Origin of the sequence: Arthrobacter globiformis NBRC 12137 (assembly GCF_000238915.1) — a bacterium.
In the GTDB taxonomy this organism is placed as follows: Bacteria; Actinomycetota; Actinomycetes; order Actinomycetales; family Micrococcaceae; genus Arthrobacter; species Arthrobacter globiformis.
Window position 1 is genome coordinate 23,467 of record NZ_BAEG01000051.1, and the last position, 24,611, is coordinate 48,077.

The 24,611-nt window shown below is 67.8% G+C and carries 19 protein-coding genes; 7 read left to right on the forward strand and 12 right to left on the reverse strand.

Features of this window, described 5'->3' with window-relative positions; genetic code table 11:
• Positions 1–8: 8 nt before the first annotated feature.
• From ARGLB_RS09460 to ARGLB_RS09490, 7 genes are all read left to right on the forward strand, one after another.
• Positions 9–1,121 carry a threonine aldolase family protein gene (locus ARGLB_RS09460; RefSeq protein WP_043418647.1) on the forward strand — a complete coding sequence of 371 codons (1,113 nt, stop codon included), beginning with the start codon at positions 9–11 and terminating at the stop codon, positions 1,119–1,121.
• Positions 1,122–1,189: 68 nt separating this feature from the next.
• Positions 1,190–1,861, forward strand: coding sequence for a DUF3000 domain-containing protein (locus tag ARGLB_RS09465; protein ID WP_043418649.1), 672 nt, complete (start codon positions 1,190–1,192; stop codon positions 1,859–1,861).
• Positions 1,862–1,997: 136 nt separating this feature from the next.
• A complete protein-coding gene (gene efeU, locus ARGLB_RS09470) occupies positions 1,998–2,849 on the forward strand; it encodes an iron uptake transporter permease EfeU (protein WP_003801576.1) in 852 nt (283 codons plus the stop codon).
• Between the two features lie 91 nt (positions 2,850–2,940).
• Positions 2,941–4,137, forward strand: a complete 1,197-nt coding sequence (efeO, locus tag ARGLB_RS09475) for an iron uptake system protein EfeO (protein WP_003801578.1) — start codon at positions 2,941–2,943, stop codon at positions 4,135–4,137.
• Entirely contained in the window at positions 4,134–5,501 is a 1,368-nt protein-coding gene (efeB, locus tag ARGLB_RS09480) for an iron uptake transporter deferrochelatase/peroxidase subunit (protein ID WP_003801580.1), read from the forward strand. Before efeO ends, efeB begins: the two co-directional genes overlap by 4 nt.
• 130 nt (positions 5,502–5,631) lie before the next feature.
• Positions 5,632–6,963 carry an HRDC domain-containing protein gene (locus ARGLB_RS09485; RefSeq protein ID WP_003801582.1) on the forward strand — a complete coding sequence of 444 codons (1,332 nt, stop codon included), beginning with the start codon at positions 5,632–5,634 and terminating at the stop codon, positions 6,961–6,963.
• A 139-nt stretch (positions 6,964–7,102) separates the two neighbouring features.
• Positions 7,103–9,271 (forward strand): 3-hydroxyacyl-CoA dehydrogenase NAD-binding domain-containing protein, encoded by a 2,169-nt coding sequence (locus ARGLB_RS09490; protein ID WP_003801584.1) that lies wholly within the window; start codon positions 7,103–7,105, stop codon positions 9,269–9,271.
• Positions 9,272–9,388: 117 nt separating this feature from the next.
• Here the strand turns inward: ARGLB_RS09490 and ARGLB_RS24290 are convergent, their stop codons facing one another.
• The 12 genes from ARGLB_RS24290 to ARGLB_RS09550 all read right to left on the reverse strand — a co-directional run bounded on the left by ARGLB_RS24290 (position 9,389) and on the right by ARGLB_RS09550 (position 24,609).
• Positions 9,389–10,981, reverse strand: coding sequence for an ABC transporter ATP-binding protein (locus tag ARGLB_RS24290; protein WP_003801586.1), 1,593 nt, complete (start codon positions 10,979–10,981; stop codon positions 9,389–9,391).
• On the reverse strand, positions 10,978–11,766 hold the full coding sequence (locus ARGLB_RS09500) for an energy-coupling factor transporter transmembrane component T family protein (protein ID WP_003801588.1): 789 nt from the start codon (positions 11,764–11,766) through the stop codon (positions 10,978–10,980). The genes ARGLB_RS24290 and ARGLB_RS09500 overlap by 4 nt, the downstream gene beginning before the upstream one ends.
• Positions 11,767–11,785: 19 nt before the next feature.
• Positions 11,786–12,607, reverse strand: coding sequence for a hypothetical protein (locus ARGLB_RS09505; RefSeq protein WP_003801589.1), 822 nt, complete (start codon positions 12,605–12,607; stop codon positions 11,786–11,788).
• 124 nt (positions 12,608–12,731) lie between these two features.
• Positions 12,732–13,763 carry a nucleoside hydrolase gene (locus tag ARGLB_RS09510; protein ID WP_003801591.1) on the reverse strand — a complete coding sequence of 344 codons (1,032 nt, stop codon included), beginning with the start codon at positions 13,761–13,763 and terminating at the stop codon, positions 12,732–12,734.
• Positions 13,763–14,740, reverse strand: coding sequence for an aldo/keto reductase (locus ARGLB_RS09515; RefSeq protein WP_003801592.1), 978 nt, complete (start codon positions 14,738–14,740; stop codon positions 13,763–13,765). The genes ARGLB_RS09510 and ARGLB_RS09515 overlap by 1 nt, the downstream gene beginning before the upstream one ends.
• Positions 14,741–14,828: 88 nt before the next feature.
• Entirely contained in the window at positions 14,829–15,047 is a 219-nt protein-coding gene (locus ARGLB_RS09520) for a helix-hairpin-helix domain-containing protein (RefSeq protein WP_003801595.1), read from the reverse strand.
• A 40-nt stretch (positions 15,048–15,087) separates the two neighbouring features.
• Complete coding sequence (locus ARGLB_RS09525) at positions 15,088–15,648, reverse strand: hypothetical protein (protein ID WP_003801597.1); 561 nt, start codon at positions 15,646–15,648, stop codon at positions 15,088–15,090.
• Entirely contained in the window at positions 15,645–16,190 is a 546-nt protein-coding gene (locus ARGLB_RS09530; RefSeq protein WP_003801598.1) for a DUF402 domain-containing protein, read from the reverse strand. The genes ARGLB_RS09525 and ARGLB_RS09530 overlap by 4 nt, the downstream gene beginning before the upstream one ends.
• Positions 16,187–18,160: a 1-deoxy-D-xylulose-5-phosphate synthase gene (gene dxs, locus ARGLB_RS09535; protein ID WP_003801600.1), complete on the reverse strand. Its 1,974-nt coding sequence runs from the start codon at positions 18,158–18,160 to the stop codon at positions 16,187–16,189. Before dxs ends, ARGLB_RS09530 begins: the two co-directional genes overlap by 4 nt.
• A gap of 139 nt (positions 18,161–18,299) precedes the next feature.
• Positions 18,300–21,125 (reverse strand): aconitate hydratase, encoded by a 2,826-nt coding sequence (locus ARGLB_RS09540; protein WP_003801602.1) that lies wholly within the window; start codon positions 21,123–21,125, stop codon positions 18,300–18,302.
• Between the two features lie 149 nt (positions 21,126–21,274).
• On the reverse strand, positions 21,275–22,636 hold the full coding sequence (locus tag ARGLB_RS09545; protein ID WP_003801604.1) for a class I SAM-dependent RNA methyltransferase: 1,362 nt from the start codon (positions 22,634–22,636) through the stop codon (positions 21,275–21,277).
• Positions 22,633–24,609 (reverse strand): APC family permease, encoded by a 1,977-nt coding sequence (locus tag ARGLB_RS09550; protein ID WP_245531507.1) that lies wholly within the window; start codon positions 24,607–24,609, stop codon positions 22,633–22,635. The genes ARGLB_RS09545 and ARGLB_RS09550 overlap by 4 nt, the downstream gene beginning before the upstream one ends.
• Between the last annotated feature and the right edge of the window lie 2 nt (positions 24,610–24,611).

Genomic DNA, 24,611 nt, shown 5'->3' on the forward strand with positions numbered 1-24,611 from the left:
CCAACGAGATGACAACAACGGTTGAAACTGCCGGGAGCGGCACCATGCCCAGGCTGCACGACGCGTCGGTGCGCGGCTTTGCCTCGGACAACTACTCAGGGGTGCACCCCGAAGTGCTGGCCGCGCTGGCCGCCGCCAATGAGGGGCACCAGGTTTCCTACGGCGAAGACGCCTACACGGCCCGCCTGCAGGAGCTGATGGAGGCGCACTTCGGGCCGGGCATCGAGTGCTTCCCGGTCTTCAACGGCACGGGCGCCAACGTGCTGTCCCTGCAGTCCCTCCTCCCGCGCTGGGGTGCGGTGGTCTGCGCGTCGACGGCACACATCAACATGGACGAGAACGGCGCCCCGGAGCGCGTGGGCGGCATGAAGCTGCTGCAGGTGCACACCCCGGACGGCAAACTCACGCCGGAACTCATCGACCGCGAAGCGTGGGGCTGGGGCGACGAGCACCGCGCCCAGCCGCTGGCGGTGTCCATCACCCAGACCACCGAACTGGGCACGTGCTACACAGCGGATGAAGTCAGGGCGATCGCCGCGCACGTGCACGCCAAGGGCATGAAACTGCACATGGACGGCGCGCGGCTGGCCAATGCGGCGGCGCACCTGGGCGTTCCCCTCCGGGCGTTTACCCGCGACGCCGGCGTGGACATCCTGTCCTTCGGCGGAACCAAGAACGGGCTGCTGTTCGGCGAGGTGGTGGTGGCCCTGAACCCCGACGCCGCCCAGGGGCTGCTTTTCCTGCGCAAGATGAACATGCAGCTGGCCTCCAAGATGCGGTTCATGTCCGCGCAGTTCATCGCCCTGCTCGAAGGTGACCTGTGGCTTCGTTCGGCCGCCCACGCCAACGCCATGGCGGCGAGGCTGCGGACGGCGGTGGAGGACATCGACGGTGTGGAACCCACGCAGAAAACCGAATCCAACGGCGTCTTTGCGGTCCTGCCTGAAGGGGTGGCGGACCGGCTCCGCGAGTCCTTCCGCTTCTACGACTGGAACGAGGCCACCCGGGAGGTCCGCTGGATGTGCTCCTTCGACACGAGCGAGGAGGACGTCGATGCGTTCGTGGCGGCCATCAGGGCCGAACTCGCCCGGCACGGGTCCTCACCGGCGGCAGCGCAGTAACATGCGCAGGATTGCGTGAGCAGGCGGCGAGCCTGCCGAATACGGCGACTTCCAATGCGTACCCTGCCATTGTGAACGCACTTGCCCAGGTTCCCGCGAATTTCCTGTATGCGCTGGGGACGCTCCGGAAAGCACGCTGCCGCAGCGAACTGCGCCTCGACGAGATCCCGGCGCCCGCCCGGCTGGCGCCATTTGCCGTCGCCCTCGGCGCCGAGGTCATAGTTCCCAGCGGCGGCAAGGACCGGTCGCCCGTCCACGGGCCGGCGGCGATGGCGCTGGCCCGGTCGGCCGCCGCCGGAGCCGCCGCCGGGGACGACGCCGACGACGGCGAGGAGCTCGCCACCGGGCGCTTCATCCTGCTGCATGACCCCGACGGCTCGGCCGTGTGGGACGGCGAGTTCCGGATCGTCACTTACATCCGGGCCCAGCTCGACGCCGAAATGGGCAACGATGAGATGCTGGGCTCGGTGGCCTGGACATGGCTCGTGGAGGCACTCGAAACCCACAATGCCCCTTACCGCGCGGCCGGCGGGACAGCCACCCGGGTGCTGTCCGAAAGCTTCGGAACGCTGGCGGACCGGCCCGCCTCCATCGACATTGAACTCCGCGCCTCGTGGACTCCGGCCAGCGCCGACGTTCAGGCCCACCTCGAGGCATGGTCGGACATGGTGTGCACCTTCGCCGGTCTTCCGCCGCTGCCTGACGGCGTCTCCGCGCTCCCCCGCAGACGCCGCAACTAGGGATCGCCCTACCCAAACCGGTGGAGTAATTTCTCCGGTAATTACGGCACGATTCTTTTGCCTAATCGCCTTGGCCGTGTAAAGTCCCGTGCTTAGGTGAGCCTAAGACGGGCTCCCCCGGCAGAAGGTGCTTTACATGACAGCCAACTTCCTCATCGGCCTCCGGGAGGGCCTCGAGGCGACCCTCATCGTCGTCCTGCTGATGGCCTACCTGACCAAGAGCGGCCGCCGCGCGCTGCTCCCCCGGTTGTGGGCGGGCGTGGGAATCGCTGTTGCCGTGTCCGTCGGATTCGGCGCCCTGCTGACCTTCGGCCCGCGCGGACTGACCTTCGAAGCGCAGGAAGCCATCGGCGGCGGCCTGTCCATCGTCGCCGTCGGACTGGTCACCTGGATGGTCTTCTGGATGGCGCGCACCGCCCGCACGCTCGGCAGCGAACTGCGCTCCCGGGTCGATGGCGTGGCAGACGGCGCCGCCTGGGGACTGGTGCTTGTTGCGGCTCTGGCCGTCGGGCGGGAAGGCTTGGAGACGGCCCTGTTCCTGTGGGCCGCAGCCCAGGCGAGCGGTGAATCCGGAACCCCTCTGTTCGGCGCCCTGCTGGGCCTTGCCGTGGCAGCCGGGCTCGGCTATCTGCTGCACCGCGGCGTCCTGAAGGTCAACCTGTCCCGCTTCTTCACCTGGACGGGCGTGGCCCTGGTGGTCATCGCCGGCGGCGTCCTCGCCTACGGCGTCCACGACCTGCAGGAGGCCGGCATCCTGCCGGGGCTGCACAGCCTGGCCTTCGACGTCTCAACCGCCGTCCCGCCGTCGTCCTGGTACGGGACCCTGCTGAAGGGGACCCTGAACTTCTCCCCCGCCACGACGTGGCTGGAATCAGCCGCCTGGGTCCTCTACGTAATCCCCGTCATGTTCTTCTACCTGCGGGCCAACTTCCGCCCGACGCCCCGGCCGGCGGAAGCTCCTGCCGCAGGTGCCGCTGTCGCCTCCTGACCGACGCGCCGGCCACCACCCCGGCACCGCACCCCAACAAACCCGCTGTATCCCCAACACCCCGCACCCCCAACACCCCCAAGGAATCCCCATGCCAGGCTTGACCTCGCCCAAAATCCGCCGGACCGCCGGTGCCCGCCTCGCCGTCGTGGCAGCCACCGCAGTCCTCCCGCTGGCGCTCGCATCCTGCACCGACAACGCCAGCGCCACCTCATCCGGCACCACCGACGGACCCATCCAGGTGACCAGCACCGCTTCCGACTGCAAGGTCTCCGCCACGGAGGCCCCGAGCGGAAACCTGACCTTCGCCGTGAAGAACGACGGCACCGAGGTCACCGAGTTCTACGTGCTCGCCGAAGACGGCCTGCGGATCGTGGCCGAAGTGGAGAACATCGGCCCGGGAATCACCCGCAACCTGGTACTCACCGCGCCGGCAGGCAAGTACATCACCGCCTGCAAGCCGGGGATGAAGGGTGACGGCATCCGCGCGGACTTCACCGTCAAGGACTCGGGCCAGCAGGCCACCGTTGACGCCGACCTCCAGAAGCTCGTGGACACCGGCGTCACCCAGTACACGGCCTACGTCAAGGACCAGACCGAACAGCTGGTGGCCGGAACCAAGGAATTCGCCGCAGCCTACGCGGCCGGCGACGCAGCCAAGGCCAGGAGCCTGTACGCCGCCACCCGCATGCACTGGGAACGGATCGAACCCGTGGCCGAATCCTTCGGGGATCTCGATCCCAAGCTCGATGCCCGTGAGGCGGACCTTGAACCGGGACAGAAGTGGACCGGCTGGCACCGGGCCGAGAAGGACCTCTTCCCGCCAGCCGGATACAAGGCGCTGACCGCCGCTGAGCGCTCGGCAATCGCCAAGCAGCTGGTGGCCGACACGGAGGAACTCAGCACCCGCACCCGCACCGTAGAGCTCAGCGCGGACAAGCTGGGCAACGGCGCCAAGGAACTCCTGGATGAAGTGGCCCGCGGCAAGGTCACCGGTGAGGAGGAAATCTGGTCGCACACCGATCTCTGGGATTTCCAGGCCAATGTGGACGGCGCCCGGATTGCGTTCGAGAACCTCAAGCCCGCCCTGCAGCAGAAGGACGCCGAACTGGCCACGGACCTCGACGCCAAGTTCGGCGCCCTCCAGGCCGAACTGAAAAAGCACGCCAAGGGCGACGGCTTTGCCTACTACAACGAGCTGAGCAAGGACGAGGTCCAGCAGCTCAGCGCCCTGGTCGATTCCCTCGGCGAGCCGCTGTCCAAGCTCACCGCGGCTGTAGTGCTGTGAGCGGCTGCCCCTTCGGCGGCGACCAGCAGGCGCCTGCCGGCACGCACTCCGGCGCTTCCGCAGCGCCGGCGGGGACGTCCGACGGCGATAACCGCCGGCTGTCCCGGCGCGGACTTCTGGGACTGGCCGGCGTGGGCGGCGCGGGAGCGGTGGCGGGAATCGCCGCCGGCCTGCTTGGCCACGACGCCCTGGCGGCCGCCGCAGCACCCCCGGCTGCCGACGATTCCGTCATCCCCTTTTTCGGAGACCGGCAGGCGGGGATCACCACCGCTGCGCAGGACCGCCTCCACATGGCAGCGTTCGACGTCACCACCGACAACCGCGCGGCGCTCATCGAACTCCTCAAGGACTGGACCGCCGCCGCAGAGGCCATGACCGCCGGCCGGACCACCGGGACCACCGGCGCCGTCGACGGCCCGTACGACGCCCCGCCGGAGGACACCGGCGAGGCACTCGACCTCAACGCGGGCCGACTCACCATCACGTTTGGTTTTGGTGCTTCCCTGTTCGAAAAGGACGGCAAGGCCCGCTTTGGCCTCGACGGAAAGCGGCCCGATGCCCTGATCGATCTGCCGCACTTCCCCGGCGACGCGCTCGAGCCGGCCCGCACCGGCGGCGACATCGTGGTGCAGGCGTGCGCCGACGATCCCCAGGTGGCGGTGCACGCCATCCGCAACCTGGCCCGCATCGGCTTCGGCAAGGCCCGCGTCCGCTGGTCGCAGCTGGGCTTCGGCCGCACATCGTCGACGTCACGCGCGCAGCAGACCGCACGCAACCTCTTCGGCTTCAAGGACGGGACCAACAACCTCAAGGCCGAGGACACGGCCCTGCTCGACGAGCACGTGTGGGCCGGCGCCGGATCCCGTGCGGGCGAAGCCTGGATGGAGGGCGGGAGCTACCTGGTGTCGCGCCGCATCCGGATGCACATCGAGATCTGGGACCGCACCTCGCTCCGCGAACAGGAAGGCCTGATCGGCCGGACCAAGGGAGAAGGCGCACCGCTGTCCGGCGGCAAGGAGTTCACCGCCCCCGACTTCTCCGTCAAGGGCAACGACGGCGAGCCGCTCATAGCCATGGACGCGCACGTGCGGCTGGCCCACGCGGACCAGAACGACGGCGTGCGGATGCTCCGCCGCGGCTACAACTACACCGATGGTTCGGACGGGCTGGGCCACCTCGACGCCGGGCTGTTCTTCATTGCCTTCGTCAAGGACCCGCGGACGCACTACGTGCCGATGCAGATGACCATGGCCAAGGAGGACGTCCTCGCCCTGGAGTACCTCAAGCACACAGGGTCCGGCCTCTTCGCGGTGCCGCCGGGCGTCAGTCAGGGCGGCTTCGTCGGGGAGGGCCTCTTCGACTGAGCTGTGTTTACCTGGTCACAGTTTCGTCCTTGCGGAGTGCCATGAACACCGCGCCGCCGTCGGTTCCGACGGCGGCGCGGTGTCGTCCCCGAACCGTCCTTGCGCCTGCTGCCGGTAAACTAGGGTCATCATGACCCCTCAAAATCCGGATAACACCACAGCCGGCGCTCCGGCTGATGAAACCACACCCCACATAACGGTGGAAGGCTTTGACAGCCGGGTCCCCGTTGTCATCGATCTCGATTCCCCCCGCGACGGCGTGCCTCTGGTCATTGAAACCCAGGCCGGGCTGGAACGTTGCGCTGCCGCAATCGCCGCGGGCACGGGCCCGGCCGGCGTTGACGCGGAGCGCGCCTCAGGCTTCCGCTACGGGCAGCGCGCATTCCTCGTCCAGATCCGCCGGGAAGGTTCGGGAACCTGGCTGATTGACCCCGAACCGTTCGGGGACCTGCGGATCATCAACGACGCCCTGCGCGGCGTCGAATGGATCCTGCATGCCGCCAGCCAGGACCTGCCCTGCCTGTCGGAACTGGGCATGTGGCCGGACAAACTGTTCGACACTGAGCTGGCGGCCCGGCTGGCAGGCCTTCCCCGCGTCGGCCTCGCAGCCGTGATCGAGCAGCTCCTCGGCTTCGGCCTCGCCAAGGAACACTCGGCGGCAGACTGGTCCACCCGCCCCCTGCCCGAACCCTGGCTCCGGTACGCAGCGCTCGACGTCGAGGTTCTGACGGAACTGCGCGAGGAGCTCATCGAACTGCTCGAAGCCGACGGAAAACTCGAATACGCAGAGCAGGAGTTCGCAGCAATCCTGTCCGCAGGGCTCGCAGCGCCCAGAGTGGACCCTTGGCGCAAGACCTCCGGTCTCCACCAGATCAGGGACCGCCGCCAGTTGGCTGCAGTGCGGGAGCTGTGGCTGGAACGCGATGCCCTGGCCCAGAAGCGCGACGTCGCCCCCGGCCGGCTCATTCCCGACTCTGCCCTCGTCGCCGCCGCGAAGGCGATGCCCACGACCGTACCTCAGCTCCTCGGCACCAAAGGGTTCCACGGCAGGGCAGCCCAGCGGGAGGCACCGCGGTGGCTGCGGTGCATCGCAGCGGCCCGGACGCTCGATGACCTTCCCCCGCTCCACCTGCCCACGAACGCCCCGCCGCCGCCGCGGGTCTGGGCGGACCGTGACCTTGCCGCGGCCGAGCGGCTCCAGACCGCCAGGCCGCTGCTCCAGGAAAAGGCGGACGGGCTCAAGCTGCCGCTCGAAAACCTGCTGACCCCCGACTACCTCCGCCGCGTCGCGTGGCGGCCACCGGCGGACGTCAGTGAAGCCGCGATCGCCGCCGAACTGCGCGAGCTGGGTGCCCGGCCGTGGCAGGTAGGGCTGGTAGCGCCGCTGATCACCTCGGCATTCCTCAACCCCCAGCCGCTTCCGCCCAAGGAAGCCAGAGAGATAAAGGAAACCTCCGCGTAAGCCTGGCGCCTCAGGCAGGCACGGCACCGCTTGCAGCCAATGTTACTCGCGAGTAACGTTGGGTTCACCGATGTCCGGTCCCGTTCGGTCCCGCCATCCCGGTACGGACCGCATGCCCGTCTCAATGAGGAGCCCCAGAATGAGCGCCGCAGATTTCCGCAAGCTTGCCGATCTCTTCCCTGATGAGATGGTCACTCATTCCTCCGTCCAGGATATTGACCTCCCGGCAGCCGACGGCCAGCCCAGCCCGGGCATCCTTGCCCTGATCACCCTGGACAACGGTCTGGGACCTTCCAAGCCGACCACGCTTGGCCCAAACACCCTTGTGGAACTGGGATCCGTCCTCGAAGGCCTCCGCGAGCGGGCGGCCGCGGGCGAGATCGCGGCCGTGGGCGTGACGGGCAAGCCGGGCTGCTTTGTAGCCGGCGCTGACCTCTCCGCGGTCACCTCCCTGCAGGAGCGGGAGCACGGCCTCTGGATGGCGCAGCTCGGCCACGAGGTCTACTCCACACTGGCCAACCTGGGCGTTCCCAGCTTCGCCTTCATCAACGGCGTGGCCCTTGGCGGCGGCTTGGAGATCGCCCTGCAGTCCACTTACCGCACGGTGTCCACCGGTGCCGGGGCGCTGGCACTTCCCGAGGCCTTCCTGGGACTGGTGCCCGGATGGGGCGGCGTGTACCTGCTGCCGCGGCTGATCGGGCCGGAGAATGCGGTGAAGGTGATGATCGAGAACCCGCTGAACAACAACCGGACACTGTCCGGCCCGGAAGCCTTCAAACTCGGCATCGCGGATGCGCTGTTCGCACCGGAGAATTTCCTTGAGCAGTCCGTCGCCTGGGCTGGGCGCGTTGTGGCTGGCGGCGCACTCTCGAGCACAGCACCGGAACGGCCCGCCGCCGTCGATCCTGCCGACCAGGCCGTTGCCGCGCGGTGGGCGGACGCCGTGGCTGCCGGCCGTGCCTACGTCGAAACGAAAACGTCCAATGCCTCCCCCGCACCGGCCGAGGTGCTGAACATCATGGCAGCGAACCGCACCCTGACCCAGGCCGAGTCTGCCGCACTCGAATGCGAAACGCTGGCAGGCCTCATGCAGACAGACGAGTTCCGCGCCACCGTCTACGCCTTCCTCGATCTCGTGCAGAAGCGGGCCAAGCGGCCCGCCGGCGCCCCCGGCCGCGAGCTCGCCCGGCCCATCACGAAGATCGGCGTGGTGGGCGCCGGCCTGATGGCCAGCCAGCTTGCCCTGCTGTTCGCGCGCCAGCTCGGGGTTCCCGTGGTCCTGACCGACATCGACCAGGAGCGGGTGGACAAGGGAGTCGGCTATGTCCACAACGAAGTAGACAAGCTGGTGGCGAAGGGCCGGTTGGCCACCGACGTTGCCACGAAAGCCAAGGCGCTCGTAACAGGCTCAGTTTCCAAGGAGCCGTTCGCGGACGCCGACTTCGTCATCGAGGCGGTGTTCGAGGAACTGAGCGTCAAGAAGCAGGTGTTCGCCGAGCTTGAAGCGGTCGTCTCACCGGAGTGCATCCTCGCCACCAACACGTCCTCGCTGTCCGTGACCGCCATGGCGGCGGACCTGCAGCACCCCGGGCGCCTGGTGGGCTTCCACTTCTTCAATCCCGTAGCCGTCATGCCGCTGCTGGAAATCGTCCGGGCACCGAAGACCGAGGACGCCGTGCTCGCCTCGGCGTTCGAACTCGCCCGGGGCCTGAAAAAGACGGCCGTACTGGTCAAGGACGCCCCAGCGTTCGTGGTCAACCGGATCCTGCTGCGGCTCATGGGCGAAGTCACTGCCGCCTTCGACGAGGGCACGCCCGCCAGGGTTGCGGATGCCGCGCTCCGCCCCATGGGTCTTCCCATGACGCCGTTCACCCTCCTCGCCATGGTGGGACTGCCGGTGGCCCAGCATGTGCAGGAATCTTTGAATGAGGCCTTCGGCGACCGGTTCCCGCTCTCGCAAAACCTTCAGAAACTGGTCGACAACAATGTCAGGTCCCTGTGGTCCGCCGCGGCGGACGGCACTCAGGAGATCCCCGCAGCCACCGCGGCCCTGATGTCCTTTGGCAGCACACCGTCAACCGCAGAAGAAGTGCTGCGGCGGACCCAGGACGCCTTGGCCGAGGAGATCGGGCTGATGCTCGAAGAGGGCGTGGTGGCAGCGCCCCAGGACATCGACCTGTGCATGATCCTGGGTGCCGGCTGGCCGATGTTCCTGGGCGGGATCACCCCGTACCTCGACAGGGTGGGGGCCTCGGAGCGCGTCAATGGCAGGCGGTTCCTGCCGCCGGGTGTGGCATCCCGCTCCTGATCCAGCGCGAACGGACACTTGGACCCGGCAACAGCGGCCTCAACTGCACGTTCGCGCTCAGCACAGGCGTTCCGGGCAGCCCCGGCAGCTGATTGGGCCTCAACTGCACGTTCGCGCTCAGTGCGGCAGGAGCCGGCCGCCGTCGAGCCTGAGCAGCCGGTGTGCGTGGGCCTTCGCGAATCCGATGTCGTGCGTGACCAATACGACGGCGGCGCCGCGGCCGGCGGCCGCTGAGACGGCGGCCGTGAGCCGCTCCAGGCCATGGGCGTCGAGGGCCACGGTGGGTTCATCAAGCGCGAGCACCGACGGGTCGCGCGCCAGGACTGTGGCGAGGGCGAGCAGCCGCTGGCCCGAGGCCGGCAGCTCATGGGGGTGGGCGTTTTCGCTGGCTTCAAGGCCGACGGCGGCCAGGGCTGCCCGTGCCCGTTCCGGCGCCCCGACAGCGAAAAGGCGGTCCAGCCCGAACAGCACCTCCCGCAGCGCAGTCCGCTCGAACAGCTGGTCATGGGAGTGCTGGAACAGGAGCCCCAACCTTCGGGCCACCAGTCCCGTGGGAACCGCGGCAATGGACTCGCCGGCCACCCGGACATCACCGCGAAGCGGCCGGTGCAGTCCGTTGAGGAGCCGGAGCAGTGTGGACTTGCCGGCGCCGTTGGGCCCGGTCACGGCAAGGACTTCCCCGGGCATCACCTGCAGGTTTACATCCTGCAGGAGCATGCTGTCCTCCGAAGGCACGCTGCCGGGCAGTCTGCCGAACCCGAACGCGACATTGGCCAGCTCCAAAGCCGCGGCCGTCCCGGCACGGGCCTCCACCACGGGAAGGGGCAGCGCCGCAGGCGGCGCAGGCATCGGGAGCCCGGACTCCGCGGCCGGCTCCGGTTCCGGCTCCGCGTCCGGTTCCGGGGACGTGATGACGACGCCGGACTCGGCCAACGCGTGACCCTGCAGGATCTGTCCCGGCGGCCCCGCCGCCGTCACCTCCCCGTCCTTCAGTACCAGCCACCGCTCCGCGGCGCGGGTCAGCGCGTCGGCGTACTGGCTCAGCACCACAATGGCGGTACCCAGGGCCAGCTCGGCATGGACCAGTTCCATCACCGTCCGGACCCCGGCCTGGTCCAGGGACTCGAGCGGCTCGTCGAGGACCAGGACGCCAGGGCCGTCCACCACGGCGCAGCCCACAGCCAGGCGCCGCAGCTCGCCGCCGGACAGGGTTGCGGGGTCCCGGTGCAGGAGTCCCCCGAGTCCCGTCCGGCGGGCGATGCCGGCGACGGTGCGCACCATCTCGGCGCGCGGAACTCCGCGGTTTTCCAGGCTGAAGGCGAGCTCCTCCTCCACGGTCTCGCGAACCGCCGACAGCATGGACGCTGCGTCCTGCGGCACGTAGCCGACGTGCCGTGCCCACGCCCCGGGGTCTATCCGCGGGTCATCCGTCGCTCCGGTAAAGGCCAGCGGACGGCTGCTGGCCGGAACCCCGGCCACGTCCAGCTGCAGGCTCCCGGCCAGGGTTCCGTCCCGACCGCCAAGGACCCAGGCACCAAGGAGCCGTCCCAGGGTGGATTTGCCGCTGCCGGATCCGCCAAGCACCGCCGTGAGCGTGCCCGGCGCGGCGGCCATCTCCACCCCCAGCAGCGCGGGGCCGGCATCGCCGTGGTACGAAAATGAGGCAACGGAGGCCAGCAGCGTGGTTGCACCGGTCCTGTCCGCGATCATCCCGGGCCACCCCCGGAAAGGGACAATGCAGCGAGTGACCCAGCCGAAAGCGATTCCACGATGCGCCAGCCCACGGCCGCCAGTGCAAGCAGGATGGCCACAAGGCGGAAGGCCGCTTGCGCGGCTGAATCGCGGGCCTCCGTGTAGCTGGTCCGGGGACCGGCGCTCCTGAACCCCCTGGCGTCCAGGGCCTGTGCCCTGATGCCGGCGTCGTGAACCAGGCCCAGCACCAGCGGGACCATCTGCAGCCGGATGGCCGCAGCCCGGCTGCCAATCCCCCGGCCCACCACTAGCCCGCGCGACTCCTGCGCCTGGCGGACCTTCTCCAGCCGCGCGGCGACCAGCGGGGCCAGCAGCAGCGTGGACGCCAGGACATATCCAACCTGCGGCGGGACACGGCGGGCAGTCAGGGCGGCAACCAGTTCCGGGACCCTGACGCTGAAGGAAAACACCATCAGCACCAGGACGAAGGCGGCGGTGCGGAGACCCATCTCCAAGGCGAAGGACAACCCCTCAGCCGTGACCCGGGCGGGGCCCCAGCTGGCCAGGACGGTGCGCCCCTCCGGGAAGAAGAGCCCGTGGATCACCAGCAGCGACAGCCAGAACGGCACAATAATGGCGGCTGAGGCCACAAGGACCCGCCGCAGCGTGCCGCCGGCGGCGGAAAGCAGGACTGCGCCGACTGCCACGGTGAGGGATACCGCCCAACTGGCGGCCGCCGTCGTCATAACAAGGACGGCGACGGCGGCCGTCAGCGTGGTCAGCGGGTTGAGGCGCGGGAACACCTGGCCGGCGGTTCCGGTGTCAGGAATTCCGCGCGGCCGGCTCCCTGCCGGCCAGGACGCGGAAGCGGCGGACGAACGGGAACTGGAACGTGGTGCGCCGTGGCAGGGCGTAGACCAGCATGGCAGCGATCGCGAAGACGATGGCCTTGTCCATGGGATCGGAGATCAGTGCCTGCTTGGTGATGGCGGCCAGCAGGGTGTCGCCCATGGCCCGGAAGGCGCTGACGATCGCGCCGGTGCCAGCCCCTGAGGTGCCGCCGAAGACGAACGCGGCAATCGGTGCGGACACCACGCCGGCGATGATGCCGGTGACGAACCCGGCAACCGGGGCCAGGTAGAACCGGCGGAACAGCCCGTACCGCGCGGCCACGCCGGCCAGGAAGCCGATCAGCGCGGCGCCGGCTGCGAAGGGCAGGACCGTCGGGTTGAAGAACGACCACACGATGCTGCTCAGGGCGCCGGTGGCGGCGCCGGCCGCAGGTCCTGCCAGCACGGCGATGAGCACGGTGCCGATGGAGTCGAGGTAGAACGGCAGTCCGCTGGTGCCCATGAGCTGTCCCAGCACGATGTTGAGGACCAGGGCCACGGGGATGAGCACCACGGTGGACGTGGGCAGGGTGGGGAGCACGCCCACGATCAGCAGCAGGGCGCCGAGGAGGAAGCCACCGAGCGCGACGAGCGAGGAAACGCTGCCGAGCCCGCCCGCAATGTCGGCAGGCTGGGTGAGGACCAGGAAGACGAATGTGGCGGCGATGGCCGCGGCGCCGAGCAGTTCGAGGAGCCTCCGGCGGCGGACAGCTTGCCGGTCCGTGGGAGGAAGGGTCAGGGACGGCTGTGACATGGTGGATCCTTAGGCTGAAAACGGCGGGTCCCGCACCCGTGGCGTGATCTTCCACGTGCGCGGAAGCAGGCGCCTATGTCACCTTGGCGCGGCTACCATCCTACCGACCCGCGGGCACGGCGTGCTACGGCCGTTTCCCCACGGCGGCGGCCAGGGCGCCCACCGAGGAGATCAGTTCGTCGAAGCACTTCGCGGGGTCGTTCGAGGTGACGATCCGGGCATTGGACGGCTCCTTCCAGATGCCCCGGAAGTCGGCGACGGTGGTCCCCACGAGGCGGGGCGCCGCAGTCTCCACGTGCACGGTTGCCGGCCGGGTGCCGTAAGGCGTGCGCTCGATGGCCGCAGCGGCGGCGAAGGCGTCATGCATGTGTGCGATGAAGCCTTGGTCGTACAGCCGGTGGAACTCCATGTAGAAGCGGATGGCATCCGAAAGGCACGCCACCAGCGGGTTGCCCGAGCGGCTGCGCTGGCCCTCTGGCTGTTCGGGCAGCACCAGTTCGGGTTCGGCTCCGGCGGCCTCGGCCAGCCGTTGCAGGTGCTCGGGACGCAGCTCAATGCGTTCCGTGGTCTCAAGCGCGCACACCACCGGAAGGTTCTCCTCCGGAAGGCCGCTGTAGGCGGCGAAGACCTCCGCGGCCGCGTGCGGGTCCACGGAAACGTTCCACTCCGCCGTCGGCGTCGTGTTGCCCTGGTAGTTGAAGCAGCCGCCCATGATGACCAGCCCCTTGAGCAGTTTGGGAAGGTCAGGTTCCGCCCGCAGGGCCAGGGCGAAATTCGTCAGCGGCCCGGTGATGAGACCCGTGATCTCACCAGGGTGTGACCGGGCCGCGTCGACCCAGACCTCCACGGCGTGCCGCGATGAGATCTCCTGCTTCGGCAGCGGGAGCTCGGCATAGCCGATCCCCTGCGGCCCGTGGGTTTCTTCCGTGGTGACAAGCGGAATCTCCAGGGGCACCTCCGCGCCCACGGCAACTTCAATCCCTGCCCGGCCGCAAAGTTCCAGCAGTGCGAGGTTGTTCAGTGCCACCTGGCGGGCGCCCACATTGCCGGCCGTGCACGTGATGGCCTCGACCCGGACTTCCGGGCGGGACAGCAGGTAGACCAGCGCGAGGGCGTCATCGATCCCGGTGTCAACATCCATGAGGATGGAGGGCATCAGAACAGGGCCACCTTGGGGGTCTGCGGGAAAATGGCGTCCAGTTCGTCGAGTTCGGCCCGGTCCGGCACCCAGGCCACCGCCGCGGCGTTTTGCCGGACCTGTTCGGGACGGGTGGCGCCGGCAATCACGCTGCTGACCGAGGGCTGCGCCGCCAGCCAGGAGAAGGCCACCTGCACTTCGGTCAGGTCGCGGGCGGCGGCGAAGGCGCTGAACGCCTTCAGCTGCTGCCAGTCGGCGTCATGCACCAGGTTGGTCCGCGTGTGGCTGAGGCGCGATCCTTCCGGTGCCTGGTCCTGCGCGTACTTGCCGGTCAGGAGGCCGTTGGCCAGCGGGAAGTAAGGCAGGACACCGAGCCCGTACGCCTCGGCCGCCGGGGTGACCTCCTGCTCGGCGCGGCGGTCCAGGAGGTTGTAGTGGTTCTGCGCGGAGACAAACCGGGCCCCGCCGCGGGCGCGCGCCACGTATTCGGCCTCGGCGATCTGCCACCCGGCGCGGTTCGAGTGGCCGATGTAGAGCACCTTGCCGCTGGTGACGAGGTCGTTCAGCGCGTCGAGGGTTTCCTCGATCGGCGTCAGGGGGTCGGGCGTGTGGAACTGGTACAGGTCGATGTAGTCGGTTCCGAGCCGCCGCAGCGAAGCCTCCGCGGCGCGGATGACGTAGCGCCGCGAACCGCGGGCGCCGAAGTCCTCGCCGTTGGCCCCGCGCATATCCATGCCGAACTTGGTGGCCACCACGACATCGTCCCGCCTGGCCCCCAGGGCCCTGCCGAGCATCGTTTCGCTGAGTCCCGGTTCGCGGCCGTAGGTGTCCGCGACGTCGAAGAGCGTCACCCCGGCGTCGAGGGCGGCATGCACGACGGCGTCCGAGCCCTCCTGCGATTCGGTCACCGTGTTTGCCCGGCCCAGGTTGTTGCAGCCAAGGCCCACGACGGAGACGGTCAGCCCGGATTTTCCAAGACGGCGGTATTCAGTCATGGAATCACCCTATAACGGCTCCGGCGGCAGCTTTCGCGGCCGGCCTTTCCGGCCGTCCCTTCGGGGAACCGTCGCTTCGAGGGCGGGCTCAGGCGGGGGCGAAATCCAGGCCGTGCTCCTCCAGCGCATCCTGGAGCTGGGCCAGGGTCCGCGGGCAGATGCCCGGCAGTGCGGCCAGCTGGCGCCGGCCGAACTGTGCCAGCTGTTCAAGGGACTCCACGCCGGAGTGGGCGAGGATTCTGCGGTCGGGCGAGGCGAGGCCCCGCGGAAGCGGCGTGCGTCCCGGCTGGGCTGACTTCTTCGTCATGACGTTCTGCCTTCCTGGTGCTGTGACTGCTGGAACTGCCTTAGAGGGTGAAGCTGGTCGCCTGCTTGGGTGAATGCTTGAGCTTGAGGGCCGAGAGGTCGCCGAACGGGGCGGCTCCAATGCTCAGCTTGGTGAAGTCCAGGTCCTCGCCGCGGATGCAGACCTTGATCGCGTTCACGGCCTTGTTCACGTCCGGGCAGAGGCAGAAGATGTTGAGCTTGGCGTCGCCGAATTCCGAGCGGTCCACGATGCCCAGGCCGCGCCAGGCCAGGTGGCCGGAAAGTGCATCCTTCGCCTTTTCCTCCAGATAGCGGTCGCGGCTGGTGCCTTCCCGGGTCTTCAGTGCGTACTGGGCCACCACCCAGTACTGCTCCTCATCCGGAATCTCGGCGTAGCCGTCCTCGGTGCACGCCATCTCGAAGGCGTCCATCAGGCGTTCGGCCGCCTCGGCGTCCGGGACATCCGTTTCCTGGGTCTTGCTCTGGTGGCCCACGGCGCCGTGGTTCATGACGAACTGGCTGTAGTCCTCGTCGTACCAGGCTTCCCGGAACAGCAGGGTCCCTTCGTCGTCGCGTTTGTAGACCCGGATTATTCCGCTCATGCCCGTCCTCTCGTAAACCAAATGGTGTCGGTGCCGTCGAAAGGGGCATCCTGGCCCTTGACGGCAAGGAACAGGGCGTCGCACTCAGCCTGCATGGCGCGCACCAGCGTCTCAGGGTACTCCATGCGGAGCCGGTGTGCGGCGAACTCGTCCTCATCGTCGACGAACACGCCGCGCTGCACCGAGCGGATCACGTCGAGGTCCATGTCGATGACATGGAATTCCGTCACGTCCGGTTTGATCCTGCGCCACTCGTGGCCGGTGGCCAGGTCGACGTAGACGCGGAAATCGCCCGGGTAGGTGTCGTCGTAGAAGGTGACCACGAACTCCCCGGTCCGCGGGACCAGGAGCACGGCATCGGATGCCGTGTAGAAGGCGGCGCCAGGGCGGGAGCAGAACTCATTGGCCGGCTGGAAAATCCACCAGCCGTGCTGGTCCTCTCCGAGGTACCTGCCGGGAACCACCCAGTGTGCCGAGCCGTCCCATTTGCGGTTCCGGGACACCACCAGTTCGCCTGGCTGCAGGGAATCGGGCTCCCTCACAGTTTGGGCAGGCTTCCTGTGGTGGGGTGTTCCTGGCCGGGCAGCGGGCGGGCGAACGGAACCTTGGTCCCGAGAACCTGGGCGACGACGTCGTGGGTGATCTGCTGGGCGGTCAGGCCCACGCGCTCCAGCACCTGGCTCCGGCTGCCGTGGTCCAGGAATTCGACCGGGAGGCCAACCTCGTTCAAAGCGGTATCCACGCCGGCGGCGCGCATCTCCTGACGGATCCTGGACCCGACTCCCCCGGCCCGGACGCCGTCCTCGATGCAGATGACGAGGCGGTGCCTGGCAGCCAGGGCGATGATCGACTTCCGGACCGGGAGGACCCAGCGCGGGTCCACGACGGTGCTGCTGATGCCCTGGGCGCCCAGCCGGTTGGCGACGTTCAGGGCCAGCTCGGACATGGCGCCAACGCTGACGATCAGGACATCGTTCTCGGTGGATCCGGCCGGGCGGCGGGACAGCACGTCCACGCCGTCGGACAGCCGCTCGATGGCCTCAACCTCGGCGCCGACGGTTCCCTTGGAATAGCGGATGACAGTGGGTGCGTCCTCAATGGCGACGGCTTCGCGGAGCTCCTCGCGCAGCCTTGTGGCGTCGCGTGGTGCTGCCAGGTGCAGTCCGGGAACGATCTGGACCATGGCCATGTCCCACATCCCGTGGTGGCTGGCGCCGTCCGGACCGGTGACGCCGGCGCGGTCCAGCACAACTGTCACGCCGGCCTTGTGCAGGGCGACGTCCATCAGCAGCTGGTCGAAGGCGCGGTTGAGGAACGTGGCGTAGACGGCGACCACAGGGTGCAGCCCACCGAAAGCCATGCCCGCCGCGGAGGTGAGGGCGTGCTGTTCGGCGATGCCGACGTCGAACACGCGCTCCGGGTACCGCGCGGCGAACTTGTGCAGCCCGACGGGGATGAGCATGGCGCCGGTGATGCCGACAATGTCCTTGCGCTCATCGGCGATGGCGGCGATTTCATCAGCAAACACGGACGTCCAGGACTTGGCGCCGCCGGCTTCCGCGGGCTCGCCGGTTTCAGGGTCAATGATCCCGACGGCGTGGAACTGGTCCGCCTCGTGCGCGCGGGCAGGCGCGTACCCGTGGCCCTTCTCCGTCATGGCGTGCACGATGACCGGGCCGGCGAAGTGCCTGGCGGTGGAGAGTGCGTGTTCCATGGCCTGGAGGTTGTGGCCGTCCACCGGGCCGATGTACTTCATGCCGAGGTCCTCGAACATGCCCTGCGGGGCCCACCAGTCCTTAATGCCCTTCTTCATGGCGTGCAGGCTCTTGTAGGTGAACTGGCCGGCCGGGCCGCCGTTCTGAAGTTTTTTCTTCCACCAGTCCAGGGCACCCTCGTAGGCCGGGGCGGCGCGGAGGGAGTCGATGGTGGGGCGCAGCGACGCCAGGTAGTCAGCGAAGCCACCGACGGTAGGTGCGTAGGAGCGGCCGTTGTCGTTCACGACAATGACGACGCGGCGCTTCTTGTCCGCCGCGATGTTGTTGATGGCTTCCCACGCCATGCCGCCGGTGAGGGCGCCGTCACCGACGACGGCCACGACGTACCGGTCGCCGTCACCGGTCAGCTGGCGGGCGCGGGAAATGCCGTCGGCCCAGGACAGCGAGGAGGAAGCGTGGGAGCTTTCGACGATGTCGTGCTCCGATTCAGCGCGGTCCGGGTAGCCGGACAGGCCGCCCTGCTGTCGGAGGGTGCTGAAATCGTGCCGTCCGGTGAGGAGCTTGTGCACGTACGACTGGTGGCCGGTGTCGAAGACGATGCTGTCGCGGGGCGAATCGAAGATCCGGTGCACCGCCATGGTCAGTTCGACGACGCCGAGGTTGGGACCCAGGTGCCCTCCCGTCTGGGAGACGTTGCCGATCAGGAATTCCCTGATCTCGGCGGCCAGCTGGTCCAGCTGCGCCGCAGACAACTTGCTCAGGTCCTGCGGATTCCGGATGGTCTCCAAAATTCCCAACGGCCCCTCCTTCGGCTGGTAGACATGCCTATTAACTGTAGCGCCTCCGCGGTGGCAGCAATGCAGAAACCCCGGCCGGTCAAGTGACCGGCCGGGGCCTCATCGCACTGCCCGCCGGGGCTGGCCCGGCAAATTCCCGCTAGTTAGCGGAGATCTGGCGCAGGACGTACTGCAGGATGCCGCCGTTGCGGTAGTAGTCCGCTTCACCGGGGGTGTCGATGCGGAGCACTGCGTCGAAGGACTTGGTGGAACCGTCCTCGGCGGTGGCGGTGACCTTGAGGGTCTTGGGCGTGGTGCCTTCGTTCAGGGCGGTGACGCCCTCCACAGCGAAGGTTTCCGTGCCCGTCAGGCCCAGCGTGGCAGCGGATTCGCCGGCCGGGAACTGCAGCGGAAGAACGCCCATGCCGATGAGGTTGGAGCGGTGGATGCGCTCGTAGCTCTCAGCGATGACGGCCTTGACGCCCAGCAGTGCCGTGCCCTTGGCTGCCCAGTCACGGGACGAACCGGAGCCGTACTCCTTGCCGGCCAGGACAACGAGCGGGGTGCCGGCTGCCTGGTAGTTCTGTGCGGCGTCGTAGACGTAGGCCTGCGGGCCGTCAGCCTGGGTGAAGTCGCGCGTGAAGCCGCCCTCCACGCCGTCCAGGAGCTGGTTCTTGATGCGGATGTTCGCGAACGTGCCGCGGATCATGACCTCGTGGTTGCCACGGCGCGAGCCGTAGGAGTTGAAGTCCTTGCGCTCCACGCCGTTGGCCAGCAGGTACTGGCCGGCGGGGGTGTCCGACTTGAACGAACCGGCCGGGGAGATGTGGTCGGTCGTGACGGAGTCGCCGAGCTTGAGCAGCACGCGGGCACCGGCGATGTCCTGCACGGGCTCCGGCTGGGCCTTCATGCCCTCGAAATACGGTGGCTTCCGGACGTACGTGGACTTCTGATCCCAGGCGAAGGTGTCGCCGGCGGGGGTATCGAGCGCCTTCCAGCGGTCGTCGCCCTCGAAGACGCCCTCGTAGCCCTTGGCGAACATCTCCTTGTCGATCGAGGAGTCGATGACTTCCTGGACCTCGACCGGGTTGGGCCAGATGTCCTTCAGGAAGACGTCGTTGCCTGCTTCGTCCTTGCCCAGCGGGTCGGTTTCGAAGTCGAAGTCCATGGAACCGGCCAGGGCGTAGGCGATGACCAGCGGCGGGGAGGCCAGGTAGTTCATCTTGACGTCCGGGTTGATGCGGCCTTCGAAGTTGCGGTTGCCCGAGAGCACGGCGCTGACGGCGAGGTCGTTGGCCTGGATGGCTTCGGAGATCTCGGCTTCCAGCGGACCGGAGTTGCCGATGCAGGTGGCGCAGCCGTAGCCCACGGTGTAGAAGCCGAGCTTCTCGAGGTACGGAGTGAGGCCGGACTTCTCGTAGTAGTCGGTGACCACCTTGGAGCCGGGGGCGACGGAGGTCTTGACCCACGGCTTGGCGGTGAGGCCCTTGTTCACGGCGTTGCGGGCCAGCACTGCGGCGGCGAGCATGACCGAGGGGTTGGACGTGTTGGTGCACGAGGTGATTGACGCGATGGTCACCGCTCCGTGGTCCAGGTCGAACTCGCGGCCGTCTTCCATCTTCACGGCGACGGGGCTGGAATGGCGGCCCTCGGCGCCGTGCGCGGCGGAGTACTTGGGCGGAACGCGGTCGCTGTCGGTCACGTGCGTGGCGCCGGTGGTGAAGGAGGGCGGGTCGGAAGCCGGGAAGGATTCCTCCAGCGACTCATCCAGCGAGCCGGCGTCGGCGTCGTGGGTGACGTAATTCTTGAGGTCGTGGCGGAACTCGTCCTTGGCCTCGGTCAACTCGATACGGTCCTGCGGACGCTTCGGGCCGGCGATCGACGGAACCACAGTGGAGAGGTCCAGCTCAAGGTACTCGGAGAAGCGCAGTTCGCGGGACGGATCGTGCCAGAGGCCCTGCTCCTTGGCGTAGGCCTCCACCAGGGCAACGTTCTCGTCGGGCCGGCCGGTGAGGCGCAGGTAGTCGAGGGTGACGTCGTCGATCGGGAACATGGCGGCCGTGGAGCCGAACTCCGGGCTCATGTTGCCGATGGTGGCGCGGTTGGCCAGCGGCACCGCGGCAACGCCTTCGCCGTAGAACTCCACGAACTTGCCCACAACACCGTGCTTGCGCAGCATCTCGGTGATGGTGAGCACCACGTCGGTGGCGGTGGCACCGGCAGGGATGCTGCCGCTGAGCTTGAAGCCGACCACGCGCGGGATGAGCATGGAAACCGGCTGGCCAAGCATGGCCGCCTCGGCTTCAATGCCGCCGACGCCCCAGCCGAGCACACCCAGGCCATTGACCATGGTGGTGTGCGAGTCGGTGCCGACGCAGGTGTCGGGGTACGCGCGCAGGGCGCCGTCCACTTCGCGGGTCATGATGGTGCGGGCCAGGTATTCAATGTTGACCTGGTGCACGATGCCGGTTCCCGGCGGGACGACCTTGAAGTCGTCGAACGCTGTCTGGCCCCAGCGCAGGAACTGGTAGCGCTCACCATTGCGCTGGTATTCGATCTCCATGTTGCGCTCCAGTGCGCCGGAGTTACCGAAAACGTCGATCTGGACGGAGTGGTCAATAACCATCTCGGCCGGAGCAAGCGGGTTCACCCTCTTCGGATCGCCGCCGAGCTCCTTGACTGCCTCGCGCATGGTGGCAAGGTCCACCACGCAGGGAACACCAGTGAAGTCCTGCATGATCACGCGGGCGGGCGTGAACTGGATTTCGGTGTCGGGCTGGGCATTCGGGTCCCATCCTGCCAGGGCGCGAACGTGATCGGCGGTGATGTTCGCGCCGTCCTCGGTCCTTAGCAGGTTTTCAAGCAGTACCTTAAGGCTGAACGGAAGGGTTTCTGAACCTTCAACGGAGTTCAACCGGAAAATTTCGTATTCGGTTCCGGCAACATCAAGTTTGCCTTTTGAACCGAAGCTGTCCACAGTGCTCATCGCAGGACTCCTCTCGCAACAGTTTCATCTTTGTCGCGCGGTTGACCGCTTGCTAGTTAGGACACCCTAATTAGTGCCGGTCGCATCAAACTGCATGGTCAGCCGGGAACACGGGCGCGACAGGGGCTACACGGCCCATAGTAGTGGCATCAGCCGCGGGGAGTCAGCAGTGCGACAGTCTCAAGGTGGTGCGTGTGCGGATACAGGTCGAAGGCCCGCAGCCCGGCCAGCTGCCAGCCGCCCTGCTGGAAGTAACCAATGTCGCGTGCGAACGACGACGGGTCGCAGGACACGTAGGCGATGGCCCGGGGTTTCGAGTCAATCAGCTGGCTGACCACGGCCTTGCCCGCACCGGCGCGCGGCGGGTCGAGAATGAGGGCATCGAACTGGCGCGGCCGCTGCCGCAGCACCCGTTCCACCTTGCCCTGCACGATTTCCACCTGCGGTGAACCGTGCAGGTTTTTCCGGGCGTCCCGGCTGGTGCCGGGGGCTCCCTCCACCGACAGGACGGACCCGGTCTCCCCCACCGCGTCAGCCAGGGGTGCGGTGAACAGGCCCGCCCCGGCGTACAGGTCGGCCACCGCAGCGCCGGGTTCCAGGAACCCGCCGTCGTGCAGGAATCCGGTGACTGCACCCACCAGGGTTTCCGGCGCATCGCGGTGGATCTGCCAGAACCCCGCACCCGTGACCCGGTAGTCGTGGCCGGCCGCGGATTCCTGTACCCAGGTCCGGCCGCGGAGCTGCAGGGTCTCATTCTTGAGTGGATCGTAACTGGCCACGGACACGTCCGCGGGAAGCTGGGACAGGATGGAGTTCAGCCGTTTGGCGCGCGTCCCGGGGGCCGGGGCCAGCAGCACGAGCGGCCGCGAGCCGTTGGCGGGCGCGGCCACCTCCACCCGCTCGATGCCCTGCAGGTCCACGTCCCACAGCCGCAGGGCGTTGATCCCGTCGACGGCCAGCGGCATTTCCTGGACGGGAATCACCTGGTCGGAGCGGTGGGCATGCATGCCGAGCCGGCCGCTCTGGGTGACGCCAAAGCTGGCGCGCGTGCGCCACCCAAGGCCGGACCCGCCGTCGTCCGTTTCTCCAGCGTTTGCTGGTCCTACCGCTTCCACGTCCGGGGAGAGTTCGACGGCGGCCAGCCGCTTAAGCTGTTCGGCCAGCACCTCCGACTTAAGACTCCGTTGGCGCCGCAGCGACACGTGGCCAAGTTCGGCGCCGCCCACCGGCGGGCGCCCGTGTGCCCAGGAGCTGGCCGAATCGGCGGTCCGCCAGAAGTGCGGCACCCGGTCCGGCGAAGCATCCAGGACTTCCACGACGTCCGCGCGCCAGAACTTTGCCTTCTCTTCCGCGTCGGTGAGCCGGACCCGCACCCGCTCCCCCGGGATGCCATGGCGGACGAAGACCACGCGGCCCTCGTGGCGGGCAACGCAGTGTCCGCCGTGGGCCACGGGGCCGACGTCGACAACCAGTTCGAGTCCGGTGGAAGTGGTTTGGGTGTCCGGGCTCATTGAATGTCCTGCAGTCTCTTGGCTTCTTCGGATGATTTGAGCTGCCAGGGAACGCTGGCAACCATGACGCCCGGCTCAAAGTGGAGCCGGGTCTTGATGCGGAGGGCTGTCTGGTTGTGCACCAGCTGCTCCCACCATTTACCCACCACGTACTCGGGGATGTACACCACGATCAGGTCCCGGGGCGAGTCCCGGCGCATGTTCTTGATGTAGTCCATGATCGGCGTGACCGTCTCACGGTAGGGGCTGGCCAGAATGGTCAGCGGCACCGGGATCTCCAGTTTCTCCCAGTCGGCGAGGGTGTGCGCTGTTTCCTCGGCGTTGATGTCCACCGTGATGGCGTCCAACCGCGACGGCCGGGAGGCACGGGCGTAGGCCAGCGCCCGGAGCACCGGCTTGCGGACATGGGACACCAGCAGCACGGCGTGCACGCGGGTGGGCAGGGCGCGCGGCGAGGAATCCTCGTCGACCGCCAGTTCCTTGGCCACGTTGTCGTAGTGGGCGCGGATGCTCCACATGATGAGGAACAGCACGAACATGGCGAGCAGGGCAATCCAGGCGCCCTGCTCAAACTTGGTGATGAGCACGATCACCAGCACCAGCGCGGTCATGCCGAAGCCGATCATGTTGATGGTGCGCGACTTGATCATCCGGCGGCGCACCGCCTTGTCCTTGGCCAGCTTCAGCTCGCGGCCCCAGTGCCGGACCATGCCCAGCTGGCTCGCCGTGAAGGAGATGAAAACACCGACGATGTACAGCTGGATGAGCTTGGTCACGTCAGCGTTAAACGAAAGGATCAGCACCAGCGCCCCGGCGGCCAGGGCAAGCACACCGTTGCTGAAGGCGAGCCTGTCGCCGCGGGTCCGCAGCTGCCGCGGAAGGTAACCGTCCTGGGCAAGGATGGAGCCCAGCACCGGAAAGCCGTTGAAGGCCGTGTTGGAGGCAAACACCAGGATGACGCCCGTGGCCGCGACCACGATGTAGAACGGAATGGACCCGGCCCCAAAAATGGTCTGCGCGATCTGGCTGATGGCCGGGTTCTGGATGTATCCCTCGGGCAGCGGCCGCCCGTTAAGCAGGAACTCCGTGGCCGGATCCAGCACGATATGCACCTTGGTGGCGTTGGCCAGGTAGATGATCCCTGCCAGCATGGCCGAGGCGATGATCCCGAGCAGCAGCAGCGTGGTGGCCGCGTTCTTGCTCTTGGGCTTCTGGAAGTTCGGCACCCCGTTGCTGATCGCTTCCACACCGGTCAGGGCTGCGGCCCCGGAGGAAAAGGCGCGCAGCAGCAGGAACGCGCCGGCGAGCCCCACGAGGCCCTCGTCGAAGCCGGGTGCGGGGACAATCGTGAACGCGGCCGACGGCGCCTGGCCCAGCTGGCCGGTCACCGCCTGGAAAATTCCGACGAGGGTCATACCCAGAATGGAGGCCATGAAGATGTACGTCGGCACCGCGAAAACGCTGCCGGCTTCCTTGATGCCGCGCAGGTTGACGAGCGCCAGGACCACCACGCCGATGGTGGCGATCATGGCCTGCTGCCCATGGAGCGAAGGGATGGCAGTGGTGAGGTACGTGGCTGCGGAGGACATGGACACAGCGACGGTCAGGACATAGTCCACCAGCAGGGCGGACGCCACCGTCAGCCCCGCGAACTTGCCCAGGTTTTCATTGGCGATCTCGTAGTCCCCGCCACCGGACGGGTAGGCGTGGACGTTTTGCCGGTAGGACGCCACCACCGTGAGCAGGACCACCATGACGGCAAGGCCCACGAGCGGGGAGATGGTCACCGCGCTCACCCCGGCCAGCGCCAGCGTGAGGAGAATCTCATCGGGGGCATAGGCCACGGAGGACAATGCATCCGACGCGAAGATTGGCAGCGCGATCCTCTTCGGCAGGAGGGTGTGGGCCATCCTGTCGTTCCGGAAGGGCCTTCCCACCAGCACGCGCTTCACGGCATTCAGAATTGTCAGCACCA

Coding starts and splice junctions, on each gene's coding strand:
- efeU (WP_003801576.1), top strand. CDS start 1,998: ATGACAGCCAACTTCCTCATCGGCCTCCGGGAGGGCCTCGAGGCGACC.
- ARGLB_RS09505 (WP_003801589.1), bottom strand. CDS start 12,607: ATGTCACAGCCGTCCCTGACCCTTCCTCCCACGGACCGGCAAGCTGTC.
- efeO (WP_003801578.1), top strand. CDS start 2,941: ATGCCAGGCTTGACCTCGCCCAAAATCCGCCGGACCGCCGGTGCCCGC.
- ARGLB_RS09490 (WP_003801584.1), top strand. CDS start 7,103: ATGAGCGCCGCAGATTTCCGCAAGCTTGCCGATCTCTTCCCTGATGAG.
- ARGLB_RS09485 (WP_003801582.1), top strand. CDS start 5,632: ATGACCCCTCAAAATCCGGATAACACCACAGCCGGCGCTCCGGCTGAT.
- ARGLB_RS09515 (WP_003801592.1), bottom strand. CDS start 14,740: ATGACTGAATACCGCCGTCTTGGAAAATCCGGGCTGACCGTCTCCGTC.
- ARGLB_RS09525 (WP_003801597.1), bottom strand. CDS start 15,648: ATGAGCGGAATAATCCGGGTCTACAAACGCGACGACGAAGGGACCCTG.
- ARGLB_RS09540 (WP_003801602.1), bottom strand. CDS start 21,125: ATGAGCACTGTGGACAGCTTCGGTTCAAAAGGCAAACTTGATGTTGCC.
- ARGLB_RS09510 (WP_003801591.1), bottom strand. CDS start 13,763: ATGCCCTCCATCCTCATGGATGTTGACACCGGGATCGATGACGCCCTC.
- ARGLB_RS09545 (WP_003801604.1), bottom strand. CDS start 22,636: ATGAGCCCGGACACCCAAACCACTTCCACCGGACTCGAACTGGTTGTC.
- ARGLB_RS24290 (WP_003801586.1), bottom strand. CDS start 10,981: ATGATCGCGGACAGGACCGGTGCAACCACGCTGCTGGCCTCCGTTGCC.
- ARGLB_RS09520 (WP_003801595.1), bottom strand. CDS start 15,047: ATGACGAAGAAGTCAGCCCAGCCGGGACGCACGCCGCTTCCGCGGGGC.
- ARGLB_RS09460 (WP_043418647.1), top strand. CDS start 9: ATGACAACAACGGTTGAAACTGCCGGGAGCGGCACCATGCCCAGGCTG.